Source organism: Mesorhizobium sp. M7A.F.Ca.CA.001.04.2.1, from assembly GCF_003998485.1.
GTDB classification, from domain to species: domain Bacteria; phylum Pseudomonadota; class Alphaproteobacteria; order Rhizobiales; family Rhizobiaceae; genus Mesorhizobium; species Mesorhizobium ciceri.
On record NZ_RZQT01000023.1, the window covers coordinates 1 to 16882 of the forward strand.

Sequence of the window (16882 nt, forward strand, 5' to 3'; positions counted from 1 at the left end):
GAATAGGGGAATAGGGGAATAGGGGAATAGGTATTCCCTTCCCTACTCCCCTACTCCCTTACTCCCTTACTAAGCTGCCAGATCGCGCAGCACGTATTGCAGGATGCCGCCGTTCTTGAAGTAGTCGAGCTCATCCAGCGTATCGATGCGGCAGATGATCGGCACGTTCTTCACCGTGCCGTCGCCATAGGTGATTTTGGCGATCATCGTCTGGCGCGGCTTGATGGTGCTCAGCCCGTCGATCTCGACCAGCTCGTCTCCCTTGAGGTTGAGCGATGCCCATGAGGTGCCTTCCTCGAAGACGAAGGGGATGACGCCCATGCCGACCAGGTTCGAGCGATGGATGCGCTCGAAAGACTGGGCGATGACCGCGCGGACACCGAGCAGATTGGTTCCCTTGGCCGCCCAGTCGCGCGACGAGCCGTTGCCGTATTCGACGCCGGCGAAGACGACCAGCGGCACGCCTTCCCTTTTGTACTCCATCGCCGCGTCGTAGATCGATTCCTCTTCCTTCGACGGGTAGTGGATGGTGTAGCCGCCCTCGCGGCCGTTCTCGCCCAGCATATGGTTGCGGATGCGGATGTTGGCGAAGGTGCCGCGCATCATCACCTCGTGATTGCCGCGCCGTGTGCCGTACTGGTTGAAGTCGGCGACGCCGACGCCGTGGTCGGTGAGGTATTTGCCGGCCGGTGAGGCCGCCTTGATCGAACCCGCCGGCGAGATGTGATCGGTGGTGATCTTGTCGCCGAACAGGCCGAGCACGCGGGCGCCCTTGATGTCGCCGATCTTGCCGAAACCTGATGTCATGCCGGCGAAATAGGGCGGGTTCTGCACATAGGTCGAGTTGTCGTCCCAGGCATAGGTCTGGCCTTCCGGCGCCTTGACGTTCTGCCAGTACTCGTCGCCCTTGAAGACGTCGGCATATTTGCGGGCGAACAGCTCGCGGGTGACGTTCTTCTCGATGAACTCCTGGATCTCGGCCGAGCTTGGCCAGATGTCCTTGAGGTAGACCGGCTCGCCGTTCTTGTCCTCGCCGAGCGGCTCTGTCGTGAGGTCCTTGGTGACAGTTCCGGCCAGCGCGTGCGCGACGACCAGCGGCGGCGAGGCCAGATAGTTGGCCTGCACGTCAGGCGAGACACGGCCTTCGAAGTTGCGATTGCCGGACAGGACCGCGGCGGCGATCAGGCCCTTGTCGTTGATGGTTTTGGAGATCGGCGCCGGCAGCGGGCCGGAATTGCCGATACAGGTGGTGCAGCCGAAGCCGACCAGGTTGAAGCCGATCTGGTCGAGCTCCTTCTGCAGGCCGGATTTCTCCAGATATTCGGCGACCACCTGGCTGCCGGGAGCCAGCGAGGTCTTCACCCACGGCTTCTGCTTCAAACCGAGCCGGTTGGCATTGCGGGCCAAAAGACCGGCGCCGATCAGCACGCTCGGGTTCGAGGTGTTGGTGCAGGAGGTGATGGCGGCAATGACGACATCGCCGTGACCGAGATCATGGTCGGTGCCTTCGACGGCGTAGCGCTTGGAGATTTCGGCCGCCTTCTTGTATTCGGTCTCCATCGCCTTGGCGAAGCCTTCCGGAATGCCTTCCAGGGCGACGCGGCCTTCCGGCCGCTTGGGGCCGGCCATCGACGGCACGACGGAGCCAAGTTCGAGCTCGAGCAGATCAGTGAAGACAGGGTCGGCCGAGCCGGTTTCACGCCACAGGCCCTGCGCCTTGGCATAGGCCTCGACCAGCGCGATGCGGTCCTCGCTGCGGCCGGACATTGTGAGATAGCGGATGGTTTCCGAGTCGACCGGGAAGAAGCCGCAGGTGGCGCCATATTCGGGGGCCATGTTGCCGATGGTGGCGCGGTCGGCCAGCGTCATGTTGGAGAGGCCCGGGCCGAAGAACTCGACGAACTTGCCGACGACCCCCTTCTTGCGCAGCATCTGGGTGACGGTGAGCACGAGGTCGGTGGCGGTGACGCCCTCTTTCAGCTTGCCGGTGAGGCGGAAGCCGATGACTTCCGGCAGCAGCATGGAGACCGGCTGGCCGAGCATGGCCGCCTCGGCCTCGATGCCGCCGACGCCCCAGCCGAGCACGCCCAGGCCGTTGATCATGGTGGTGTGCGAATCGGTGCCGACGCAGGTGTCGGGATAGGCTGTGGTTTCGCCGTCCTCGGTGTTGGTCCACACCACCTGGCCGAGATATTCGAGGTTGACCTGATGGCAGATGCCGGTGCCGGGCGGCACGACGCGGAAGTTGCGGAACGCCTGCTGGCCCCATTTCAGGAATTTGTAGCGCTCTTCGTTGCGTTCATATTCCAGCTCGACATTGCGGGCGAAGGCCATCGGCGTGCCGAATTCGTCGACGATGACGGAATGGTCGATGACGAGGTCGACCGGCACCAGCGGGTTGATCTTCTGCGGATCGCCGCCGAGCGAAGCCATGGCGTCGCGCATTGCGGCAAGATCGACCACGGCCGGAACGCCGGTGAAATCCTGCATCAGCACGCGGGCCGGGCGATAGGCGATCTCGACGCCGGCGGTGCCCTTATCGGTCAGCCAGCCGGCCACCGCCTGGATCGAGTCCTTGGTGACGGAGCGGCCGTCTTCGTTGCGCAGCAGGTTTTCCAGCAGCACCTTCATCGAATAGGGCAGTTGCGAGATGCCGGTAAGGCCGTTCTTTTCGGCCTCGATGAGATCGAAATAGGCATATTCAGCGCCGCCTGCGGTCAGCGTGCGGCGGCAATTGAAACTGTCGAGGGATTTTGACACGTGCGATCCTTGTCTGTTCAGCCTGAAAGGGAACGGACGCCGATGGCATGCAATCACGCGCAAAGGTGCGGGTACGGCCATTTCCGCTGTCCGTTCCCAAGCAACCCGAGCCGTTCAAGGCGGCGCGTGCGCTGGTTCGGCGCTAATTCTGTTCCCGTGCCGACCGCTGGCACGGATGCACCGCATATAGAGAATTTTCTGGAATAGTTCTAGACAGTTGGAAAGCAATTTTGTGCGATGCGGCAGCGGCCGCGACACATGGTTTCAGGGCAGGCGAGGAATGCGGCTGATCGCCGAAAATCTGGGCGGCGAGCGAGGCGGCGACGCGGTGTTTTCCGGCATCGGCTTTGCCTTGGAGGAGTGTCAGGCGCTTATCGTCACCGGGCCGAACGGATCGGGCAAGTCGACCTTGCTGCGGATCATCGCCGGGCTGCTGCCGGCGGCGGAAGGCAGCGTGAGGATTGAGGGCGTCATGAAGGTTGAAGACGGGGGCGAAGCGTTTCCGTCTGTTGCCTCGGCCTGTCACTATCTCGGCCACCAGAACGCAATGAAGCCGGCGCTCAGCGTGGCGGAGAATTTGCGCTTTTGGCGAGACTTCAATGGCGACGGACAGCTCGGCGTCGAAGAGGCGCTGGAAACGGTCGGGCTCGGCGGCATCGGCCACCTGCCGTTCGGCTATCTATCGACCGGGCAGCGGCGCCGCGCGGCGATCGCGAAACTGCTGGTCAGCCACCGGCCATTGTGGCTGCTGGATGAGCCGACGGCTGGGTTGGACAAGGCTTCGGAGGGCCGGTTCGCGGGGTTGATGACGAGACATTGCGCGGATGGCGGGATGATTGTCGCGGCGACGCATCTGCCGCTCGGGGTCGAGGGGATGGAGTTGAGGATGGGGGAAGCCGGTTGATGGTGTCTGGGCGAAAGCATCTCAAACCATGCTAGCGCTCTTCCTGCGCGACATCCGCCTCAACATCCGTGCCGGCGGCGGAGCGCTGACCGGGGTCATCTTCTTCCTCGCCGTCATCGTCACCATCCCGTTCGGGGTCGGGCCGGACCTGAAGCTGCTGGCCCGCATCGGACCGGCCATCCTGTGGATCGGCGCGCTGTTGTCCTGCCTGCTCGGGCTCGACCGGTTGTTCCAGGCCGATCGCGAGGACGGTTCGCTCGATCTCCTGGTGCTCGGCAACGATCGCCACATGCTGGCCTTGACGGTGCTGGTGAAATGCCTGGCGCATTGGGCGGGCAGCGTGCTGCCGCTGGTCATTGCGGCTCCCTTGCTCGGCCTGTTCATGAACATGGAGCCGCTCGGCATCGGCGCCACGGCGCTGACGCTGCTGGTCGGCACGCCGGCCATCACGTTCATCGGCGCCGCCGGTGCGGCGGTGGCGGTGGCGCTGCCGCGTGGCGGGCTGCTGATCTCGGTGCTGGTGCTGCCACTGACCATCCCGGTGCTGATCTTCGGCGTTTCGGCAAGCTATGGGGCGACCGCCAATCCCGACCCGTTTCTGCAGCCCTTCCTCATTCTTGCCGCGCTGACCCTGTTTCTTGGCGTGCTGGGTCCGGTCTCGGCGGCGCTGGCGCTGCGCCATGGCACGGATTGACGCAGCGTATGACTGTGGCTCGGCGACCGATTGCGAAGCCGACGGAGCGAGGCTAAGGAAAAGCATGTCTAGACTGGGCGACATGATCGGCTTGGAAGGCCGCACTTCAGCGGGACCTGCCGCATGAGTGCGCATGCACTCTACGTGACCGCCGCCTATGGCATCACTGCCGTGGTGCTCGCCGGATTGATCGGCTGGATCCTGCTCGACCAGCGGGCGCGCAAGCGTGAGCTTGCCGAACTGGAGGCGTCCGGCGTGAGGCGTCGCTCCGACAAGGTCGCCAAGCCATGAGCACCGAAACGGAAACGCCGCCGCCCAGTCGTCGCCTGTTCGTGCTTCTGCCGCTGCTGATCTTCCTCGGCCTGGCCGGACTGTTCCTGTCGCAACTGCTGTCGGGGCGCGATGCTTCGGAAGTGCCGTCGGCCTTGATCGGCCTGCCTGCGCCGCAAACCAGCCTGCGGGCGCTGGAGGGCTCAAACCTGCCGGGGCTCGATTCGAAAACCTTCGCCGGCAAGGTCACATTGGTCAACGTCTTCGCGTCGTGGTGCGCGCCATGCCGCGAAGAGCACCCGGTGCTTCTGGCGTTGTCGCAGGATAAGCGTTTCACCATGGCAGCGCTGAACTACAAGGACCGGCCCGAAAACGCACGCCGGTTCCTCGGCGATCTCGGCAATCCGTTCCAGGCGATAGGGGTCGACGAAGCGGGCCGCGCGGCGATCGACTGGGGCGTCTACGGCGTGCCGGAAACCTTCGTCATCGGCAAGGACGGCAAGATCGCCTACAAACATGTCGGCCCGCTGACGCCCGAGACGGTGCAGGCGTTGCTGTTGCCGCAGATCGACAAGGCACTGGCGGCGCATTGATATTCAGGTGATGCCGGCCTGCAAACAGCGGCTTCCTGCGCTTCCGGTGCTCGCGTACCAAAAGTACGCTCCGCTCCGGTTCTCGGAAACCACCGTTTTCGACTCGGCCTGACCTGAATCTCAACGCACCTTGGCGGCGCGTCTTATCGGGCTTGAGATCAGCCGTAGATCTGCTTGTGGATCTGGTAGAGCATTTCCGAGCGGTCGGCGCGCATGTCGGCCAGATCGCGGCTGGAAAAGCTGTCGATTTCGGCGACAAGGCGGTTGTAGTGCTTGCGCTTGGCAATGCTGTTGCGAGCGCGGGTCATGAGACTGTCGAGGATCATAGCAAGGTTCCTTTTGGCGCCGCATTTCGGCGGCGGTTTCTTCCTCCCTTGATCGATACGAAGCATGACATAGTAATGGTGCATTGCAAAAAGAAGATGTTGCAATGCACCATTGCGCTGGACGCATAGCCGGTTAATGCGGCGCTAACGTCATGCGCAGAGCCGGCAAGCGATCTTTTGTGGGACACTGTGCGTACCCACATTGCCTTCTGTCCCTCCGGCTGGCTTGATCCCTGTCATTGATGCCGGGAGGAAAGCATGGCGGCCGCAGACTATTATGAAATTCTCGATCCGCGCTTCGCGCGCCTGTTCAACGGCAACGCGCAGGTGGAGAAGCTGTTCACCGGATGCCAATGGGCGGAGGGGCCGGCCTGGTTCGCCGCCGGCCGCTATGTCGTCTGGTCCGACATCCCCAACAATCGCATGCTGCGTTATGACGAAACCGACGGCAATGTCAGCGTCTTCCGGCAGCCGTCCGGCAACTCGAACGGCAACACCGTCGACCGGCAGGGCCGGCTGATCACCTGCGAGCATTCGGGCCGCCGCGTCAGCCGCACCGAGTTCGACGGCTCGGTCACCACGATCGCGGCCAAATGGAAAGGCAAGCGGCTGAATTCGCCCAACGACGCGGTGGTGAAATCCGACGGTTCCATCTGGTTCACCGATCCAAGCTACGGCATCGATACGGATTATGAGGGCGACAGGGCTGAGAGCGAAATCGGCGCCTGCCACGTCTACCGGGTCGATCCCGGCACCGGCGAGGTCGAAGCCGTCATCACCGACATGGTCAGGCCTAACGGCCTCGCCTTCTCGCTGGACGAGAGCAAGCTTTATGTCGTCGATACCGGCCGCACGCATGGCGCGCAGAATCCGGCGCATATGCGGGTGTTCAATGTCGGCAAGGGCGGCAAGAAAGTCTCCGGCGAAAAAGTCTTCGCCGACTGCACCGCCGGCCTGTTCGACGGCTTCAGGCTCGACGAGGACGGCCGCATCTGGACCAGTGCCGCCGACGGCATCCATTGCTACGATCCGGACGGCACGCTGATCGGCAAGGTCAAGGTGCCGGAAGTCACCGCCAATTGCGTGTTCGGCGGCAACAAGCTGAATTGCCTTTACATCGCCGGCACCACGTCGCTCTACATGGTGCGGCTGATGGTCAACGGCGCCAAGACATACTGAGGCTTGAACACTGGCGGCCGTTCGACGGTTTCATCGAAGCGGGTCGTGAGCACGAACATCCCCGGGAGGACAAGAAATGCCATTCGTCAACATCCGCATCGTCAAGGAAGTGATCGCCGCCGATCCGGCGGGCAAAAAGGCGGATATCGCCAAGAAGGTCACCGCGGCCATCATGGACGCCACCGGGCTGAGCAACGACGATGTCTGGGTGGTTTTTGAAGAGGTCAACGCCCGCGATTGGTACGTGGGGAAGACCGATGTGGAGACGCTGCGAAAGGGGTAGTGCGCGATCTTTCCTTCTCCCCTTGTTGTGGGAGGTGGATCGGCGCGCAGCGCCGAGACGGTTGAGGGGTGGGTGACGGATTGCCGTCGGTGCCAAGCTGGAACATCCCTCATCCGACCTCGCTTCGCGAGGCCACCACCCTGGGGCGAGCAACGGGTCTCGCCCCGTCCTTTAGACCCACAAGGGGAGAAGGAAGAGAGGCCGCCGCTCAACGCGAGCGGATAAACTCCGCGAAGGCATTCAGTGCATCATGCATCGCCTGCCGGTTCGCCGGCGCCGCCAGGATGCCCGCCACCTCCGGCGGCTTCCTGCCGAGCAGGGCGATCTCCAGCACATCGTCGTAAAGCGCGAACGACATGGTGCGCATGATCTCGGCCAATGCGGCGCGGGCGAACAGCGAGCGCGGCGAGGCGTGTACCAGCATGGCGGGCTTGGCGACGGCGGCATCGCGCGAGACCAGCCAGTCGAGCGCGTTCTTCAGCCCGCCCGGCACGCCATGGGCATATTCCGGACAGGAGACGATCAGGCCGTCGGCTCGACTGACGGCATCGATCAGCTTGGAGGCTTCGAGCGGCGTCCGCTCGCCTTCATCGTCGGGATTGAAGATCGGCAAACGGCCAAGCCCGTCATGGACGGTGACGCGGCAGCCGGACGGCGCTTCGCGCGCCAGTGCGGCGATCAGCGCCGAATTTGTGGAGGCCGCGCGCAGGCTGCCGGAAATGGCAAGGATGTTCAGCAAGGTATGGAATCGGTCCAGACGCGAATCGCGTCCGCAAAAACTACCACATCGTCTTCTTGTATTCCTCGTCGAGCCAGCGGTCGGTCGCCTCGGCGGAATCGGCAACCGCCAGCTGATCGCGCATGATCTGGCCGAGCGTCGGCAGCGTCGCGCGGTCGTACCAGGTTTCCGGCTTCCACAAATCCGAGCGCATGAAGGCTTTTGCGCAGTGCATGTAGGCCGCCTTGACGCTGACCACGACAACGCTTTGCGGCTCCCTGCCGTCGACGGCGAGCCGTTCGCGCAAATTTGCGTCGACGGTGATGCGGGCATCGCCGTTGACGCGCAGCGTCTCGTTCATGCCGGGGATGAGGAAGAGCAGCCCGACCGAGGGATTGACGAGGATGTTTTCCAGCGTGTCGAGCCGGTTGTTGCCGGGCCGGTCGGGAATGGCGATGGTGGTGTCGTCCAGAACGGTGGCAAAGCCCGGTTTGTCGCCCTTCGGCGTCACGTCGGCATTGCCGGCACCGTCGGACGAGCCAATCAGCACGAATGGGCTCTTGCCGATGAAGGAGCGGCAATGGCCGTCAAGTTTTTTCAGCTCCTTGCGGATAGAACCGTCGGTCGGCCGTGGCGTCTTGTAGATCGTCCTCAACTGGTCGCGCGTGGTGACGAATTCCATGGTCCTTTCCCCTTATCTGCAGGCTCTATTTCCCGGCCTTCTCTTCTTTGCCGGTCTTGTCGTCCAGCGAATGGCGCAGGATCAGCGGCATCTGGCTGAAGGTGAACAGAAGCGTGATCGGCATGATGCCCCAGACCTTGAAAGTAACCCAGGCGTCGGTGGAAAAATTGCGCCACACCACCTCATTGACGATGGCCAGGAACAGGAAGAACAGGCCCCAGCGGAAGGTCAGCTTGCGCCAGCCTTCAGCGTCGAGGCTGAAGGCTGAATCGAAGACATAGCCAAGCAGCGACTTGCCGAAATACAGGCCGCCGAGCAGCACCCCGCCGAACAGCGTGTTGACGATGGTCGGCTTCATCTTGATGAAGATGTCGTCCTGCAGATAGAGCGTCAGCGCGCCGAAAATGAAGACGACGACGCCCGACACCATCGGCATGATCGGCAAGGTGCGGGTGAGCAGCCACGAGGCGATCAGCGCGATTGCCGTGGCGGCCATGAACAGGCCGGTGGCGACGAAGATCGGCCCGCCGAACTCGGCCAGAACAGGGAATTTCTGCACCAGCCATCCGCTGCGCGCATTGGCGAAGAAGAACACCATCAACGGACCCAACTCCAGCACCAGCTTGAGCAGCGGATTGACGCCTTCCTTCTTCTGCTTCTGCGGGTCCGACGGATCGCGTTCGAGAATGGGTGGGTTCATGGAATCTCTTTCTTGCGCATGATCTGATCCAAAAAGTCTGCACATTTTTGGGACATGCTTGTTAAGCTACTCCAGCGATCGCCCTGGCGAATTCGCTTGCCGAGAAAGGTTCGAGGTCGTCGACCTGTTCGCCGACGCCGATGAAATAGACCGGCAATTTGTGCTTTGCCGCGATCGCCACCAGAATACCGCCGCGCGCCGTGCCGTCCAGCTTGGTCATCACCAGGCCGTTGACGCCGGCGATATTGCGGAAGATCTCGACCTGGTTGAGCGCGTTCTGGCCGGTGGTGGCGTCGACCGTCTGCAGCACGGTGTGCGGCGCTTCCGGATCGAGCTTGCCGAGCACGCGAACGATCTTTTCGAGCTCGGCCATCAGTTCGGTCTTGTTCTGCAGACGGCCGGCGGTGTCGATGATCAGCACGTCGGAGCCGGCCTCTTTCGCCCGCTCGAATGCATCATAGGCAAGGCCCGCGGCATCGGCGCCGAGCTTGGAGGCGATGACCGGCGATTTCGTCCGCTCGCCCCAGATTTTCAGCTGCTCGATGGCTGCCGCGCGGAACGTGTCGCCGGCGGCGAGCATGACCGACAGGCCGCCATCGGTCAGCTTGGCGGCGAGCTTGCCGATGGTGGTGGTCTTGCCGGTGCCGTTGACGCCAACCACCAGGATGACATGCGGCTTGTGCGAGAGGTCGAGCTCCAGCGGCATGGCGACATGGGTCAGCACTTTTTCCACCTCGGCCGCCATGATGGCGCGGACCTCGGTGTCGGAAACGTCCTTGCCGTAGCGGCTGGCGGCCAGCGCGTCGGTAACGCGCAAGGCGGTCTCCATGCCGAGATCGGCGCGGATCAGCACATCCTCCAGGTCCTGCAAAGTCTCTTCGTCCAGCTTGCGCTTGGTGAAGACGCCGGCAATGTTGCCGGTCAGTTCCTTGGACGAGCGGGCAAGCCCGTCCTTCATGCGCTGGAACCAAGAGCGCCTCGGTGCCGGCTCCGGCGCCTTTTGCGGCTCGGCCTTCTGCTCGACCTTCTTGGTGACGGTCACCTTGCCGGGGGCGGCTTTCGGCTCCGGCGCGGGTGGTGGAAGAGGCTGCGGCTCGGGCGCAATTTCCGCAATGACCGGCTGCGATTCGATCGGCGCAGGCTGGCGAATGGGAGGTGCGATTTCGGCGGCGGGTGCTTCGGGCGTCGGCGCTGAAACTTCTTCCTTCTCCCCGTCGCTATACGGGGAGAAGGTGCCGGCAGGCGGATGAGGAGCGGCGCCGGCCTCTGAAGACGGCTGAAGAGGGGACGGCGCCGGTGTGGGCACCTCGATCGGCGCTGGTGTTTCTGCCGGAACCTCGGCCGGCGTCGGCACTTCGACTGGTGCCGGCTCCGGCCGCTTTTCCGGGCGTGACGGGACGATCTCCGGTTCGGCCGGCGCCGGCGCTGGGACTTCTTGCGGCTGCCGTTCGGGCGTGGGTTCGGGAGTCGCAGGGGTGAGCGGAACTTCCTCGGGCGCCGGCGGCTCTGGAGTCTCTGGCGCGGGCGCCGGTTCTTCTTTCGGCGCGGGCTCCGGCAGAGGTTCCGGCTCGGAGGGAACAGTCGGCTCCGGTGCTGGCGGGATGGTCGGCTCCGGCGCGGGCACCGGTTCCTCGACAGGCGCCGGTTCCGGCGCAGGAATTACCTCCGGCTCGACCGTCGGCGTCGTTTCTGCCTCGGGTCGCGGCTCGTCGCGCTTCAAGAACTCCGGGACGACCTGTTCGGCCGCCGGCTTCAGCGCATCGAGTGCTTCCCATTTGATCGGCGGTAGCGGGGCGGTCTCGTCGATCCGTTCCTCGACCACCTCTTTCTTGCCGAACGAAAATATCTTCTTGAAAAAACCAGCCATGCTTTGCGTTTCTCAGGCGGCGCGGGCGGCAAGCGGCGCCGCGATCAGCCTGGTACCATCGTGGCCCGATATATCGGCCTCGACGATCTCACCCGGTGCGCCCGTGCCGAGTGCGGCAAGCGTAAAACCCTCGGTGCGGCCAAGGCCGTCTCGCTCGATCAGGATCGACTGACGCGTACCGGTGAGCAACGACAGATGCCTGACATAGGCAACTTCACCGGCGGCGCGCAGCCGGGCGGCGCGCTGCTTGACCACCTCGCGGCGGAGCTGCGGCATGCGCGCGGCAGGCGTGCCTTCGCGTGGGCTGAAGGGGAAGACGTGGAGATGGGTCAGGCCACACTCCTCGACAATTTTCTCCGAGTTCTCGAACATTTCGTCGGTCTCGGTCGGGAAGCCGGCGATGATGTCGGCGCCAAAGACGATACCGGGGCGCAGTTTGCGCACATCCTCGCAGAAGCGGATCGACTGATCGCGCAGATGCCTTCGCTTCATGCGCTTCAGGATCATGTCGTCGCCCGACTGCAGCGACAGATGCAGATGCGGCATCAACCGGGGCTCGGTGGCGATGGCGTCGAGCAAATCGTCGTCGGCCTCGATCGAATCGATCGACGACAGCCGCAGGCGCTTAACATCGGGCACCTGTTTCAGGATGGTCTTCACCAGTTTGCCGAGCTTCGGCGCGCCCGGCAGGTCGGCGCCGAATGAAGTCATGTCGACGCCGGTCAGAACGATCTCGGCATAGCCGTTGCCGGCGAGCCGCTTGACCTGCTCGACCACGGCGCCCATCGGCACCGAGCGCGAATTGCCGCGGCCGTAGGGAATGATGCAGAAGGTGCAGCGGTGGTCGCAGCCGTTCTGCACCTGGACGAAGGCGCGTGCGCGGCCCTCGATGGCGTCGACCAGGTGGCCTGCGGTCTCACGCACCGAAAAGATATCGTTGACGCGCGCCTTCTCGGTGTCGTTGACGCCGAAATCCGGCAGCGCGCGGTAGGAATTCGCGTTCAGCTTCTCTTCATTGCCAAGCACGAGATCGACCTCGTCCATGGCGGCGAATTTTTCAGGCTCGGTCTGCGCGGCGCAGCCGGTGACGATGATGCGGGCTCGCGGGTTGTCGCGGCGCGCCTTGCGGATCGCCTGCTTGGCCTGGCGCACTGCTTCGCCTGTCACGGCGCAGGTGTTGAAGATCACGGCGCCACCTTCCAACGCGCCGAGGCCCGCACTTTCAGCCTCGCGCCGCATCACCTGCGATTCATAGGTGTTGAGCCGGCAGCCGAAGGTGACGACATCGATCCCCGGGGACATCGGGCTCTTGGGCAGAGCGGACATCAGGCCGCGCTTTCAGTGTCGCGGGCCCATGTCCCGATCGACGGGTCGAAGTTGCCGGAAAATTCCCATTCGGCGGCGCCCGTCAGGACCACGTGGTCATCGTCGCGCCATTCGACATGCAGCGTGCCGCCGCCTGGCGTCAACAGACTGACGCTGCGGCCGGTCCGATTGGTGCGAGCCGCGGCCACGACGGCGGCGCAGGAGGCCGAGCCGCAGGCCTTGGTCAGGCCGGCGCCGCGTTCCCAGGTGCGGATGATCATGGTTTCGGGCGAAGTAACCTGAGCGATGGTTATGTTGGCGCGCTCGGGGAACATCGGGTGGTTCTCGAGCAGCGGACCGAAGCGGTCGAGCTCGTAGGACCAGACGTCGTTGTCGACCCAGAAGATCGCGTGCGGGTTGCCCATCGAAACGACCGAGGGTGAATGCAGCACGGGGGCGTCGATCGGGCCGATCTGCAGCTCGATCATGCGGGTGTCGCGGAATTCCTCGGCCAGCGGGATATCCTGCCAGCCGAAGCGCGGCGTGCCCATGTCGACCGAGATCGAACCGTCGGCGTGTTCGCGCGCATTGAGGATGCCCGCCACGGTCTCGAAGGTGAAGATCTTCTGGCCGGTCTCGGCGGCGAGCGCCTGGACGACGCAGCGCATGCCATTGCCGCAGGCCTGCGCACCGGTTCCATCGGAATTCAGGATGTCGATGAAAAAGGCGGTGCCAGGCGTCCTGGCGTCATGGATCGCCATGATCTGGTCGAAGCTGGTCGCGGCATCGGCGTTCAGCGCAATCGCCGCCGCCGCCGTCACCCGATCGGCACGGCCACGCATATCGGCAACGATGATCTCGTTGCCGATGCCGTTCATCTTGGCGAAAGGGGCAGTGCTGGCCATTGCTCCGAAAAATTCCGTGTCCGTTTGGCGCTATATGGCGGAAACGGGCAGGAATTACCAGTGCGCAGCCGCTTGGTCTCGGCGAAAGCGCCGGACTTACGTGACGGCGAAAATGCCCAGCACCACCAGCAGGAAGATGATCAGAACGATGCCGATAAGGATGCGCGCACCCGTGGCCGCGGCACCTGCCAGTGCCGGCATGCCGAGCAAGCTCGCCGCCGCGGCGACGATCAGGAGAATGATAATCCATTTGAGCATGACAATGCCTCGCAAACCGGCAAATATTTCAACCACATGAAAACGCGGTTGCAGCGCTGGGGTTCCGTCGAACCGATGCGGATCAGGGCGCTATGTGCTCCGGCACATCCCAGACCTCGCCCGGCCGCAAGGCGCGAAAGCGCTCGCGTGGGATGCCTCGATCGTCAAGCGCCTCGGTCAATTTGCGCGCCGGCTCGTCGATCGGCTCGTCGGTGAGCTGGAAGGTGCCCCAGTGACAGCCGGCGGCATGGGCGGCGTTGCACAGCGTCATGCCTTGCACCGCTTCCCAGGGGTTCTGGTGCTGCGGCGCCATGAACCAGCGCGGCTCATAAGCGCCGATCGGCAGAATGGCGAAGCGGAAACCGCCATGTTTCTCGGCCATCCGCCGGTAGTTGATGCCATCGTGGAAGCCGGTGTCGCCGGCGAAATAGAGCTTGCCGTCAGGCGTTTCGACGACAAAGCCGGCCCAGAGCGCCATGCGCCGGTCTCGGGCGCCACGCGCCGACCAGTGATGCACCGGCTCGACATGGACGGCGGCGCCATTGCCGATCTCGACGCTGTCGCCCCAGTCATGCGCCGACAGTCGCATGCCGGGCACGGCGGCTTTCGATGATGGCGTCGTTGCCGAGCGGAGTGAGCACCAGCGGGTCGTGGCCGGCCTTCAGCCGCTTCAACGTGGCGAGGTCGAGATGGTCGTAGTGGTTGTGGCTGACCAGCACGAGGTCGATCGGCGGCAGGTCGGCAAAGGCGATGCCTGGCGCATTGATGCGTTTTGGTCCGGCGAAGGAAAGCGGCGAGGCGCGCAACGACCATACCGGATCGGTAAGGATGTTCAGACCGGCCGTCTGGACCAGCAAGGTGGAATGGCCAACCATCGTCACTTCCAGCGCGGCGCCCTCGACCCTTGTCGCCGGCTTTGCCTGCGGAAAGGGGCTTGCATCGCTCGCCGGCCATTTCGAGCGCTGGCCATTCAACTGCCATTTCAGCAGGTCGGCGAAACGGCCGGGTGGCTGGCCGTCGGGATTGAAGAACAATGCGCCGTCGAAATGGTCGCTGGGCGGGCCGCTATAATAGCGATTGGCGGCTGTCTTTCTCGCGGCCAATTTTGCGGCTCCGGCAGGTGTTTCGTTTTCCAGACATAGGCGCTAAGGCGGCTCGCGCAAGCGTCCAACCGTCGAATGTCGGCGCTGCACTGCTTTGACCGGATCCCCAGTCGACGCGCGACAAGCGGTCAGCCGCCGCGATTGCGATAAATTTGCAACAATTCTTGCTGCAAACTGTATTTTAACCATATCGGGTTGAAATTTCGCCACCTTCTCCATCTTGGTGGGGGTGAGATTGTGCGGACGGCTTCCCCCCAGCCGGATCCGACGGAGGTTGGAATGACTTTTTCGAAAACCGGTCTGGTGGCCGTATCGCTGGCGGCGCTCGTTGCGAGCGGCTGTTCGACCTCGCGTTTCTCCTCGATGGATGACCAGCAGCCGGCACCGCTGGAGGCCGCGCCCGCCGGCAAGGTGACGGCGAACCAACTGCCGCCGCCGGCATCGCCCGGCACCACCGACCCGTCTCAATTCCCGACCGCTCCTGCGAACACGCAGGTCGCCGCGCTGCCTTCGGATGGTTCGGCGCCGGCCGGCGCTTCGGACGTGACTGCCGCCAGCGTCGCCGGTGTCTGGAACGCCAGCGTTGCGGGCCAGAGCTGCAAGGTGGCGACACCGCAGACCAAATTCGGCGCCGGCTTCCGCGCTGGGCCGCTGCATTGCCCGGCGCCGATGGACGGCGTCAAGTCGTGGAACGTCGCCGGCAAGCAGCTGACGCTCTATGACGAGAGTGGCGGTGCGCTGGCGCGGCTCTATTCCTCGGGCGGCTCGAAATTCGACGGCCAGACTTCCAACGGCCAGCCGATTTCGCTTACAAGGTAGGCTAATGCATGTCGCCCAAAAGTGGCCGCGGTTTTGGGAAAACAAAGATCTAAAGCGGGTCGTCTGAATCCGTTCAGACACGACCGCTTTAGTCCTCCGAATGCGTGTCGCGCAGAAGTGACCCCGGTTTCGGGACAGCGACATGCATAAACAAATGACGTGACCGATGCATCTGCGTGACGGCCTCCAGACCCATGCGACCGTCAGGCAGCGCTACGACCATCTGGTGGAAACCGGTACGATCGACCGCGATCCGGCGCAGGAACGGATCGTTGCGGCGCTCGACCGGCTGACCGATGAGATCTCGGCCAAGCGGCTGGCGCATAAGTCGAGCGCGCTGGGCTGGCTGTTCGCCCGCAAGCGCGAGACGCATGAGGCCGTCAAAGGCCTTTACATCCATGGCGGCGTCGGTCGCGGCAAGACCATGCTGATGGACATGTTCTTCGAGTTGCTGCCGGTGCGGCGCAAGCGCCGCGTCCACTTCAACGACTTCATGGCGGACGTGCAGGACCGTATCCAGAAGCACCGGCAGGCGCGCAAGAATGGCGACGTCAAGGAGGACGACCCGATCCCGCCGGTGGCCAAGGCCCTTGCCGAGCAAGCCTGGGTGCTGTGCTTCGACGAGTTCTCGGTCACCGACATCGCCGACGCGATGATCCTGTCCAGGTTGTTTTCGGCGCTGTTTGCCAGCGGTGTGGTGCTGGTCGCCACCTCGAATGTGGCGCCGGAAAACCTCTACAGCGACGGGCTGAACCGTCAGCTTTTCCTGCCCTTCATCGGCATACTGGAGCGGCACACACAGGTGCTGGCGCTCGATGCCGACAAGGACTACCGGCTGGAAAAGCTCGCCCGGACACCGGTCTATGTCACGCCGGCCGATGCGGCGGCGGACCAGCTACTCGACGAGGCCTGGCAAGCCATGACGCGCAACGCGCCGACCGCCGAGACATCGATTGCCCTCAAAGGGCGGCAGGTGATCGTGCCGCGTGCGGCAGGCGATGCGGCGCGGTTCTCCTTCGCCGATCTCTGCGAAAAGCCGCTTGGCGCGCGCGATTTCCTGGCGATCGCCGGGCGCTTCTCAACCATTTTCATCGACCACGTCCCGGTGCTCGGCGAAGGCAAGCGCAACGAGGCCAAACGCTTCATCCTTCTGATCGACACGCTCTACGACCATCATGTGCGGCTGGTGGTGAGCGCCGAAGCGCCGCCGCAAGCGCTTTATGCCGCCAAGCGCGGCGTGGAGGTCTTCGAGTTCGAGCGCACCGCATCGCGGCTGATCGAGATGCAAAGCCGCGACTGGCTGGAGGATTGGGCGGAGCGGCAGAAAGGGAAGCCGGCGCCAGAGGCACAGCAGGCGCAGGCCTGAATTTCCAGGGAATGCGTCGGTAGCGATCCTTTGCCCCCCCCCTCTGTCATGCCAACGTCTACAACTCGAACCTCCTCGGCCACCCGCATCACAAGGGCGTCATTACCCGCATTCAGCCTTACGATTTCCATCTTCGTCGGTTATTTCCTC

17 protein-coding genes and 1 pseudogene are annotated in these 16882 nt (G+C 63.7%); 8 read left to right on the plus strand and 10 right to left on the minus strand.

Translation table 11 applies throughout. From position 1 onward, the window contains the following. Nucleotides 1–69: 69 nt before the first annotated feature. A complete protein-coding gene (gene acnA / locus EN955_RS09825; RefSeq protein ID WP_024504963.1) occupies nucleotides 70–2760 on the minus strand; it encodes an aconitate hydratase AcnA in 2691 nt (896 codons plus the stop codon). Nucleotides 2761–3040: 280 nt separating this feature from the next. Here acnA and ccmA point away from each other — a divergent pair, with 280 nt between their 5' ends. The 4 genes from ccmA to EN955_RS09845 all read left to right on the plus strand — a co-directional run bounded on the left by ccmA (nucleotide 3041) and on the right by EN955_RS09845 (nucleotide 5221). Further along, nucleotides 3041–3664 (plus strand): heme ABC exporter ATP-binding protein CcmA, encoded by a 624-nt coding sequence (gene ccmA, locus EN955_RS09830; RefSeq protein ID WP_024504964.1) that lies wholly within the window; start codon nucleotides 3041–3043, stop codon nucleotides 3662–3664. A gap of 28 nt (nucleotides 3665–3692) precedes the next feature. Next, complete coding sequence (gene ccmB, locus EN955_RS09835; RefSeq protein WP_024504965.1) at nucleotides 3693–4358, plus strand: heme exporter protein CcmB; 666 nt, start codon at nucleotides 3693–3695, stop codon at nucleotides 4356–4358. Between the two features lie 123 nt (nucleotides 4359–4481). Continuing rightward, nucleotides 4482–4649 (plus strand): heme exporter protein CcmD, encoded by a 168-nt coding sequence (gene ccmD, locus EN955_RS09840; RefSeq protein WP_013528831.1) that lies wholly within the window; start codon nucleotides 4482–4484, stop codon nucleotides 4647–4649. Then, nucleotides 4646–5221, plus strand: a complete 576-nt coding sequence (locus EN955_RS09845; RefSeq protein WP_024504966.1) for a DsbE family thiol:disulfide interchange protein — start codon at nucleotides 4646–4648, stop codon at nucleotides 5219–5221. The genes ccmD and EN955_RS09845 overlap by 4 nt, the downstream gene beginning before the upstream one ends. A 158-nt stretch (nucleotides 5222–5379) precedes the next feature. On the opposite strand, the gene EN955_RS09850 is transcribed toward EN955_RS09845, so the two are convergent. After that, the gene (locus tag EN955_RS09850) at nucleotides 5380–5547 is read right to left on the minus strand and encodes a hypothetical protein (RefSeq protein WP_013528833.1); all 168 of its coding nucleotides are present in this window, start codon (nucleotides 5545–5547) and stop codon (nucleotides 5380–5382) included. A 258-nt stretch (nucleotides 5548–5805) separates the two neighbouring features. Between EN955_RS09850 and EN955_RS09855 the strand changes: the two genes are divergently transcribed. Both EN955_RS09855 and EN955_RS09860 read left to right on the plus strand, forming a co-directional pair. Continuing rightward, nucleotides 5806–6726, plus strand: a complete 921-nt coding sequence (locus EN955_RS09855; RefSeq protein WP_013528834.1) for an SMP-30/gluconolactonase/LRE family protein — start codon at nucleotides 5806–5808, stop codon at nucleotides 6724–6726. A 76-nt stretch (nucleotides 6727–6802) separates the two neighbouring features. Further along, nucleotides 6803–7009: a 4-oxalocrotonate tautomerase family protein gene (locus tag EN955_RS09860; RefSeq protein WP_013528835.1), complete on the plus strand. Its 207-nt coding sequence runs from the start codon at nucleotides 6803–6805 to the stop codon at nucleotides 7007–7009. A gap of 208 nt (nucleotides 7010–7217) precedes the next feature. On the opposite strand, the gene EN955_RS09865 is transcribed toward EN955_RS09860, so the two are convergent. The 8 genes and pseudogenes from EN955_RS09865 to EN955_RS09900 all read right to left on the minus strand — a co-directional run bounded on the left by EN955_RS09865 (nucleotide 7218) and on the right by EN955_RS09900 (nucleotide 14319). Continuing rightward, nucleotides 7218–7748: an NADPH-dependent FMN reductase gene (locus EN955_RS09865; protein ID WP_024504967.1), complete on the minus strand. Its 531-nt coding sequence runs from the start codon at nucleotides 7746–7748 to the stop codon at nucleotides 7218–7220. A 40-nt stretch (nucleotides 7749–7788) separates the two neighbouring features. Then, nucleotides 7789–8409, minus strand: a complete 621-nt coding sequence (locus tag EN955_RS09870; RefSeq protein ID WP_024504968.1) for a pyridoxamine 5'-phosphate oxidase family protein — start codon at nucleotides 8407–8409, stop codon at nucleotides 7789–7791. A 25-nt stretch (nucleotides 8410–8434) separates the two neighbouring features. Next, complete coding sequence (locus tag EN955_RS09875; protein ID WP_013528838.1) at nucleotides 8435–9109, minus strand: septation protein A; 675 nt, start codon at nucleotides 9107–9109, stop codon at nucleotides 8435–8437. Between the two features lie 61 nt (nucleotides 9110–9170). Beyond that, a complete protein-coding gene (ftsY, locus tag EN955_RS09880; protein ID WP_024504969.1) occupies nucleotides 9171–10976 on the minus strand; it encodes a signal recognition particle-docking protein FtsY in 1806 nt (601 codons plus the stop codon). A 12-nt stretch (nucleotides 10977–10988) separates the two neighbouring features. Continuing rightward, nucleotides 10989–12302 carry a tRNA (N(6)-L-threonylcarbamoyladenosine(37)-C(2))-methylthiotransferase MtaB gene (gene mtaB / locus EN955_RS09885; protein ID WP_024504970.1) on the minus strand — a complete coding sequence of 438 codons (1314 nt, stop codon included), beginning with the start codon at nucleotides 12300–12302 and terminating at the stop codon, nucleotides 10989–10991. Continuing rightward, nucleotides 12302–13186: a diaminopimelate epimerase gene (dapF, locus tag EN955_RS09890; RefSeq protein WP_024504971.1), complete on the minus strand. Its 885-nt coding sequence runs from the start codon at nucleotides 13184–13186 to the stop codon at nucleotides 12302–12304. The genes mtaB and dapF overlap by 1 nt, the downstream gene beginning before the upstream one ends. A 96-nt stretch (nucleotides 13187–13282) precedes the next feature. Continuing rightward, nucleotides 13283–13444: a DUF1328 family protein gene (locus tag EN955_RS09895; RefSeq protein ID WP_013528842.1), complete on the minus strand. Its 162-nt coding sequence runs from the start codon at nucleotides 13442–13444 to the stop codon at nucleotides 13283–13285. A gap of 82 nt (nucleotides 13445–13526) precedes the next feature. Beyond that, nucleotides 13527–14319, minus strand: a pseudogene (locus EN955_RS09900) (MBL fold metallo-hydrolase). Nucleotides 14320–14826: 507 nt separating this feature from the next. On the opposite strand from EN955_RS09900, the gene EN955_RS09905 reads away from it, so the two are divergent. Together EN955_RS09905 and zapE are read left to right on the plus strand one after the other, a co-directional pair. Then, nucleotides 14827–15366, plus strand: a complete 540-nt coding sequence (locus tag EN955_RS09905; RefSeq protein WP_013528844.1) for a protease inhibitor Inh/omp19 family protein — start codon at nucleotides 14827–14829, stop codon at nucleotides 15364–15366. 166 nt (nucleotides 15367–15532) lie between these two features. Continuing rightward, nucleotides 15533–16732: a cell division protein ZapE gene (gene zapE / locus EN955_RS09910; protein ID WP_024504972.1), complete on the plus strand. Its 1200-nt coding sequence runs from the start codon at nucleotides 15533–15535 to the stop codon at nucleotides 16730–16732. The last annotated feature ends 150 nt before the right edge of the window (nucleotides 16733–16882 follow it).

Bases quoted from the DNA above. Each gene is read 5' to 3' on its own strand.
- ccmA (WP_024504964.1), top strand. From the start codon at position 3,041: ATGCGGCTGATCGCCGAAAATCTGGGCGGCGAGCGAGGCGGCGACGCG.
- ccmB (WP_024504965.1), top strand. From the start codon at position 3,693: ATGCTAGCGCTCTTCCTGCGCGACATCCGCCTCAACATCCGTGCCGGC.
- ccmD (WP_013528831.1), top strand. From the start codon at position 4,482: ATGAGTGCGCATGCACTCTACGTGACCGCCGCCTATGGCATCACTGCC.
- EN955_RS09845 (WP_024504966.1), top strand. From the start codon at position 4,646: ATGAGCACCGAAACGGAAACGCCGCCGCCCAGTCGTCGCCTGTTCGTG.
- EN955_RS09850 (WP_013528833.1), bottom strand. From the start codon at position 5,547: ATGATCCTCGACAGTCTCATGACCCGCGCTCGCAACAGCATTGCCAAG.
- EN955_RS09855 (WP_013528834.1), top strand. From the start codon at position 5,806: ATGGCGGCCGCAGACTATTATGAAATTCTCGATCCGCGCTTCGCGCGC.
- EN955_RS09860 (WP_013528835.1), top strand. From the start codon at position 6,803: ATGCCATTCGTCAACATCCGCATCGTCAAGGAAGTGATCGCCGCCGAT.
- EN955_RS09870 (WP_024504968.1), bottom strand. From the start codon at position 8,409: ATGGAATTCGTCACCACGCGCGACCAGTTGAGGACGATCTACAAGACG.
- EN955_RS09875 (WP_013528838.1), bottom strand. From the start codon at position 9,109: ATGAACCCACCCATTCTCGAACGCGATCCGTCGGACCCGCAGAAGCAG.
- ftsY (WP_024504969.1), bottom strand. From the start codon at position 10,976: ATGGCTGGTTTTTTCAAGAAGATATTTTCGTTCGGCAAGAAAGAGGTG.
- mtaB (WP_024504970.1), bottom strand. From the start codon at position 12,302: ATGTCCGCTCTGCCCAAGAGCCCGATGTCCCCGGGGATCGATGTCGTC.
- dapF (WP_024504971.1), bottom strand. From the start codon at position 13,186: ATGGCCAGCACTGCCCCTTTCGCCAAGATGAACGGCATCGGCAACGAG.
- EN955_RS09895 (WP_013528842.1), bottom strand. From the start codon at position 13,444: ATGCTCAAATGGATTATCATTCTCCTGATCGTCGCCGCGGCGGCGAGC.
- EN955_RS09905 (WP_013528844.1), top strand. From the start codon at position 14,827: ATGACTTTTTCGAAAACCGGTCTGGTGGCCGTATCGCTGGCGGCGCTC.
- zapE (WP_024504972.1), top strand. From the start codon at position 15,533: ATGCATCTGCGTGACGGCCTCCAGACCCATGCGACCGTCAGGCAGCGC.